Origin of the sequence: Tabrizicola sp., from assembly GCF_034366665.1 — a bacterium.
In the GTDB taxonomy this organism is placed as follows: Bacteria; Pseudomonadota; Alphaproteobacteria; order Rhodobacterales; family Rhodobacteraceae; genus Tabrizicola.
On the sequence record NZ_JAXMMF010000060.1, the window covers coordinates 1 to 5106 of the forward strand.

The window sequence follows — 5106 nt, forward strand, 5'->3', positions numbered from 1 at the left end:
CGGGGCAGCTTGCTGCGGGCGAAAAGCTCGGTCGCCAGCGGTGCCACCGCAAAGGCCACCACGAACAGCGACACCCCGCCATAGGTCAGCACCGCGCAGGCCAGCACCACCGCCGGGATGGTGTTGGCCGGGCCCATCCGCTTCACCATGGCCTCGGCCAGGCTGCGGGTGGCGCCGGTGTCCTCCATCAGCTTGCCGAAGATCGCGCCCAAGAGGAACAAGAGCAGGAACTGCACGACAAAGCCGCCCATGCCTGGCATCATCACCTGGGTCAGCGAGGCCATGACCGGCGCCCCCGAAAGCCCCGCCGCCAGCGCCGCCGCCAGCGGGGCCGCGATCAGCACGCTGAGGCCGCGATAGGCCAGCACGATCAAGAGCGCCAGCGCCAGCAGGACGGCGAGTAGTGCGGTCACGGTCGGTCTCCTTCGGCGATGGCGGTGAAGGTGCTTTCCCGCCCGAGACTTGCACCGAACTGTGACAGCCAGGCATCGGCGGCGCGACGGCCCGCACCGTGCAGGGCCTGCAAGGCGGACCATTCCGGGATGCGCCGGCTGGACTGTCCGGGCGCGAAATCGCTCTCGTCCGCCGCGATCCGGTGCAGCCGCAGGCTGGCGAGCCGCCGCAGCAGCGGATCGTCGGGACAATCGGCCGGCTTGATCGCCCCCAGCGCGCGTTTCAGCGCCAGGATGCCGCGCAGCTCGTTGCCAAGGCTGGCATTGAAGGTGATCTCGTTCACCCGCTCGGCGATCGCCGCGGCACCAGCGGGCACTCCCGCGCGGTATGCCGGGTTGACCTGCACCACCAGAAGATCGTCGCCGGGGCTTTCCGCGATCAGCGGTGCCAGCGGCGGATTGCCCAGATAGCCGCCGTCCCAGTAGGCGCGGCCGTCGATCTCGACGGCGTGGAACAGTTGCGGCAGGCAGGCCGAGGCCAGCACCGCCGCGGCCGAGAGGTCGGCATTGCGGAACACCCGCAGGTTGCCGGTGGCGACATCCGTGGCCGACAGGAACAGCCGGGGTGCCTGCGGCTGGCGCAGGGCCTCGAAATCCACCAGCTGCTCCAGCAGCGGGCCAAGCGGGTTCAGATCCTGCGCGACCTGTCCGGCCGCCTGTTCGGCAAAGGTGCGCCAAGCGGCATGGGTCGCCGACCAGAGCGCAAAGGGCAGCAGGCCACTGGCCGAAAGGCCGGGTGGCGGGGCCAGCATCGCGAAGGCGGCATCTGCGGCGCGCAGCGACAGGGCCGCGCGGGCGACCCCCTTCCAGAACTGCCAGAGCGCGCGTTTCGCCGCGTCCGGGCCGCCGTGCATCAGGCCATGCGCCACCAGGACCGCGTTCATGGCCCCGGCGCTGGCACCGCTGAGGGCGACGATCTCGATCCCGGTCTCCTCCAGCAGGCGGTCCAGCACGCCCCAGGTGAAGGCGCCATGCGCGCCGCCGCCCTGCAAGGCCAGCTCCAGCCGCCGCGGCCCCGCCGACGGACCGCTCCGGCTCTTGCGCAGTGCCTGTGCCGCTTTGCCTTTTGTCTCGGTCATGCTGGTATCACTTTCCCATGCGCCGCCGCGATGCGGTCGGCTGCGCGCATCGCGGCGTCCGGATAGGGCTCCAGCGTCAGGTCCGCCCCGGCAACATGCATCCGGGCGGCGTCATCCGGGCCTTGGATAATAACAGCCGTCTGTCCACGATAGCCGACCGCGCGCAGAGCCTCAAGCAGCGTCAGGCGCGGATCATCGCTTTGCATGCCGCCCGCATGCGGGGGCACCGCCAGCACCACCCAGCGCACCGGGCCAAGCGGCAGGCCTGCCACTAATTCCGGGTCCGAGGCATCGCCGAAGATCAGGTCCGGGCCGCCCCTGCCCTTCGTCACCGTGGGGTCGAAGTCCACGCCCAGCACCCGGTGCCCGCGCGCGGCCAGCCCCTGCGCGATGCCGCCGCCATAGCGCCCCATGCCGAAGACGATCGTGTCGTAGTCCGGCCCGACCGGCCCGACCGCATCTTCACGCCGCGCGGGGCGACCGGCGAACCAGCCCAGCCAAGGCTCGCAGACTGCCCAGAGCCGGTGCGAATTCAGGATCATGTAGGTCGAACTGGCGATGGTGACGATGCCGACGAAGGTGGTCAGCCCCAGCGCCTCGGGCCCGACATGGCCCAGCGTGACCCCCATGGCGACGAAGATCAGGCTGAACTCGCTGATCTGGGCCACGGTCAGCCCGGCCAGGAAACCCGTCCGCTTGGCGTAACCCAGCGCCGCCATGATCGCCAGCACGATCAAGGGGTTGCCCACCAGCACGAAGGCCGAAAGCAAGAGCGCCTCGGGCACCTGCGCCAGGACCAGCCCAAGGTCAAGCTGCGCGCCCAGGCCGACGAAGAAGAACAGCAGCAGAAAGTCGCGCAGCGGCGACAACCGTGAGGCCAGCGTCTCGCGCAGCGGTGTCGAGGCCAGCGTGACCCCCGCCAGCAGCCCGCCCAGCTCTTTGGAAAAGCCCAGATAGTCGCCTACCGCCGCGAACAGCGTGGCCCAGGCCACGGCGAAGGCGATCAAGAGCTCGGGCGATCCCGCCAGCATCCGCGTCAGGGGCGTAGCTACCCAACGGATGATCGCCAGCGAAGCCGCAACCATCACTGCTCCCCAGAAGAAGACCATTGCGATCTCGCCCGCCGCACCGCCGGTGCCCGACGTCGCCGTCCCCGCCGCCTGACCTGCGGCGATGGCCGACAGCACCACCATGGCTATCACCACCACGATGTCTTGCACGATCAGGAACCCCAGCGCGATGCGACCATGCAGCGAGTCCACCTCGCGCTTGTCGGACAGAAGCTTGACGATAATGATAGTACTGGAAAAGGTCAGCGCGACGGCGATGTAAAGGCTGGTCACCCAGTCCATTCCCAGGGCAAGGCAGATCAGGAAGCCAAAGACCGAGGTGAAGCCGACCTGCCCCAGCCCCGTCATCAGGGCGACCGGCCCCAAGGTGCGCACCAGGCCCAGGTCCAGCTTCAGCCCGACCAGGAACAAGAGAAGCGCGATACCCAGTTCTGCGAAAAGATGCAGGTGCGGGTCGGCCTCGGCGGTGCCCGCCAGCCCCAGTGCCGAAGGCCCGACCAGAGGCCCGACCGCGATGAAGCTGACGATCAGCGGCTGGCGCAGCTTCATCCCGACCAGCGCCACCACCGCTGCGACGACCAGGATCGCCGTCACCTCGCGGAACAGCGAACCCTCGATCAGGTCGGCAATCATGCTCGGTCCCCTTCAGCGGGGGCGGGCGCAGGGGCAAATGCGCGGCGCAGGGCCTTTTCGATTTCGAGGATCACGAAGACCGCGACGCCGATTCCCAGCACCACCGGCACGTGGTCCAGCGGCAGGGGCCTGGTGTCGAACAGGGTCTCCATCACCGGCGCATAGGTGAAGAAGCCCTGCAACAGGATGACCGCGCCGATGGCGATCAGCACCGGCGGCGTGCCGCGCGCGCCCCGCAGCGTCAGAGAGGTGCTGCGCAGGAAGCGCACGCTGAACAAGTAGAAGACCTCCATCACCACCAGCGTGTTGACCGCCCAAGGCCGCGCCTCGGCAATGCTGGCGCCATGCGCCTCGGTCCATTCGAAGATGCCGATGATGCCGGCAAAGAACAGGGTGGAGACGAACAGCACCCGCCACAGCAGGAAGGCCGTCAGGATCGGCTCTCCGGGCGGGCGCGGCGGGCGGGCCATGATGTCGGGCTCGGCCGGCTCGAAAGCCAGCACCATGGCCAGCGCCACCGAACTGACCAGGTTGACCCAGAGGATCTGCAAGGGCGTGATCGGCAGCGTCAGGCCCAGAAGCAGCGCAAAGACGATGGCGAAGGATTCGCCGCCGTTGATCGGCAACAGGAAGGTGACCGACTTGCGCAGGTTGTCATAGACAGTGCGCCCCTCGCGGGGAGTGGACAGAACATGGGGGTCATGCGGGGCGTTTTCTGTTTGCGACGGTCAGCCGACCATCGAGAACTGCGGCCCTTGTGACGGCTACTCGGTGAGCCCCTTTGGGCGACCACCGCATCCTTCTGCGCTTTCCCATGCGGGCATTTGCGATGTCATCGACTGATCCTTCGGCACGAGATGACGAGATGGGCAGCCCGTTACGGTAGCGTCGGCCATAGTCGACGAGGGATTCCATGTTGTTCGCGAGGTAGGTGTACAGTGTCTCGTAGCGGGCCTGCACACGAGCGGCAGCGGTGCGGACAGCCAGAGGCTCCTCAGCGAGGCGGGTGCAATCATGCATGAGCGTCTTCAGAAATGTTTCCGCGACCCATGCTCTGCCATGCCAAAGCCACCAGCGGAGGCTTTTCGCGGGGCGCTGGAACAGCACTGGAACTCCAGTGAACCCCGGTGTCTGGACCAGACCCTGAACGGCGGCCTCAACATGTCGAATGCGCATCGAGATGTGCCACCAGTCGAGGATATGTTTCACCTGACCGTCGCCACCCACGGCATTCCGTATGAGGTTCGGGAGAGCAAGCTCGCCATCAGAGATTACCATCAACAGACGGCCTGGCTTCCATCCATAGTCGGACAGCTCTTCTCGCATGCGGCTGCTTGGCGATGCCGTCGCATTGGCGACCAAGCCAAATCGTCGGCACATATTGCGACTTTCAATCTTGCCGACCACAAGATCCAGGTGTCGCTGCTGATACTCCGGTCGACAGCGGATATGCGCACCGTCCAGAAAAACCGTCAAACCACCTTTGGGCGGGGCTTCAACGGGATCGCCTGATGCCCTTCGACTTTTCTCGAGCCCAGTGGCTACTCTTCCCAACCGGTCACGCACCGTGGTGTGATGGGGCGGATGGCAGGGGAGGAAGCTTTTCATCAGCCGCGCCGCTTCGCGAAAGGTATGCCGGGAACCAAGGTCCGCATGTAGCCGTTGCAGCTCCGGGGTAGCCCGGTCTGGAAAGAAATAGGCCAGCGGAGAAATAGGTCCACCGGGCATCGCCGCTGACCTGGCATCACACGAACAGCGGCGCATGCGCGCGGCTTTGACCCGAACCCGCCCAAAGAGCGTGTCGAGATCGCGCGTGCGATAGTCATGAATGGCACGAACCGAGGCGCAATCCGGGCATACGCGGCTTTCTCG

The 5106-nt window shown here is 66.8% G+C and carries 4 protein-coding genes and 1 pseudogene; all 5 read right to left on the reverse strand.

Annotation, left to right across the window (positions count from 1 at the left end; all coding sequences use genetic code 11):
• Positions 1 to 413: pseudogene (locus U1E69_RS08365) on the reverse strand (GntP family permease); the annotation flags it as partial.
• Positions 410 to 1531, reverse strand: coding sequence for a patatin-like phospholipase family protein (locus tag U1E69_RS08370; RefSeq protein WP_322243944.1), 1122 nt, complete (start codon positions 1529 to 1531; stop codon positions 410 to 412). The pseudogene U1E69_RS08365 and the gene U1E69_RS08370, both read right to left, overlap by 4 nt.
• Complete coding sequence (locus U1E69_RS08375) at positions 1528 to 3234, reverse strand: cation:proton antiporter (RefSeq protein ID WP_322243945.1); 1707 nt, start codon at positions 3232 to 3234, stop codon at positions 1528 to 1530. Before U1E69_RS08375 ends, U1E69_RS08370 begins: the two co-directional genes overlap by 4 nt.
• Positions 3231 to 3860, reverse strand: a complete 630-nt coding sequence (locus tag U1E69_RS08380) for a cation transporting ATPase C-terminal domain-containing protein (protein ID WP_322243946.1) — start codon at positions 3858 to 3860, stop codon at positions 3231 to 3233. Before U1E69_RS08380 ends, U1E69_RS08375 begins: the two co-directional genes overlap by 4 nt.
• Positions 3861 to 3933: 73 nt before the next feature.
• The coding region (locus tag U1E69_RS08385) for an ISKra4 family transposase (protein ID WP_322243947.1) at positions 3934 to 5106 on the reverse strand (1173 nt) is incomplete at its 5' end.